Raw genomic sequence first — 1,631 nt, 5'->3', positions numbered from 1 at the left:
GCCCGTTTATTTCCACCTCCGTAAACATCATCGAATTTAAAGCCTCCCTTATTTTGTTGGGACTCATCATAATCCCATTCGTTTTCAACTTGTACTCTAGTGTCCTCTCCAAAAGAAATGCTAAAAAGCATACTACAAAATGTCCTTTTATCCTCCTTTCCGTCCAGTGAAATATCGGCCTTACTTCCAAGGTGCTCTTCATTATCCTGAACGATTCCTCAATCTTCCATAACGTGTGATATGCCTCCAGTACCTTTTCTGCTTTCAAGTCTAACAAACTCGTCTGTATGGCATAATAGCCATCAAACTTTTCATCAGCAGCAATAGCCTCCTCATTAAGACAATATTCTTCTTTCTCACCCTTCTCCAAAATAAAGCGTTTACTCCCCCTCCTGTTACTGGCTCTAATCCTTGCTGGTTCTTTTAGCAGCTCCTTCGCTTTTTCAATAAGTCGTTCACGATCTGCTTTATCCTTTAATGCCCTCTTCTTAGAATATGTTATCACCATCTTTTCCTTAAGTTCTTTTACTTTCCCTTCTTCATCCTTGTAACGGTTAATGTAGTCTATAACCTTGTATCGAAACTCTTCTTCATCTTCTTCCTTATACCTTGCCAGAAGTTCAGGAGTTAATAATCTATAACCGTTAGAATCAAATACTTCTTCAATTACACTTTCTGGCATCTTCTTTAAACGGCTTGCCACTATGTAGTCATAACCCATCTCCTTTATCCTGCTTAAGTTTAACTTGCTGTTTAAACCCCTGTCAGCTACTATGATTACCTGACGAATATTGAATCGTTCCTTTAGCTTCTCTAAAGACCTCTCCAATGTCTTGCTGTCAAGCGTGTTACCAGGAAACAATTCATACCCTATCGGCCGTCCTTCACTGTCAATCAGTAAACCCATTACAACCTGTACCTCGTTAATTTTATTGTCTTTGCTAAAACCAAAATCTCTAAATCCATCTTCTCTTACACTCTCAAAATAGAATGTAGTCACATCATAGAACACTACATCCACACTCATGTTAAACAGCGTCCGATTCCTATCAAAAACATAGTTCTCTATGTTCTCTTTATTCTCTGCCAGTAAATCTAAACTTCGGTACAGATGATTTAAATCCATTTCGGGTATACCCAAATACAAAGAACGCTTTTCGTAGGTGCTCAGCTTACTCATGGGTGACAGCAAGTGCTGGACTACCATGAGAAAAATAACCGAGTCTAGATCAAATTGTAGCTTGGTGTGCTTCCTTTTCAGTTGATCAAAAAAGCTATCAAAGCCAAATATCTGCCACAGCTTGCGATACACTATAAAACCGTAATTGCGAAGAGTACCTTCTGAAATTTGCAGTTTGTCTGTTTTCTCAACAGTACCTCCTGATATTTCCAAAAGCCTTTCTGCCAATCGCTTAAATGAAGGATTACCTTCTATTATATCCTTGCGTCCCAAGTTAAGAATGACTTTATGTTTTACTTTGCCATTTTCGCGAAAAGATTCTACTAAACGTACGTATTCATATTTTCCAGCTTTAACAATTTTTATATGCATAGGAAATACCTCCTAAGAAACAGTAAATCCTATGCATATTGTACCATACAATTTGACACAATATCAACAAATTAAAGCA

General features: G+C 37.7%; 1 protein-coding gene. It reads right to left on the bottom strand.

The features are described from left to right. On the bottom strand, positions 1 to 1,552 hold a 1,552-nt coding region (locus KVG29_RS12290; RefSeq protein WP_252228716.1), incomplete at its 3' end, for an IS1634 family transposase. Between the last annotated feature and the right edge of the window lie 79 nt (positions 1,553 to 1,631).

This window comes from Caldicoprobacter algeriensis, assembly GCF_023838525.1.
In the GTDB taxonomy this organism is placed as follows: Bacteria; Bacillota; Clostridia; order Caldicoprobacterales; family Caldicoprobacteraceae; genus Caldicoprobacter; species Caldicoprobacter algeriensis.
Note: the sequence above shows the minus strand (reverse complement) of the source record. Positions and strands in the feature narration are given on the sequence as shown.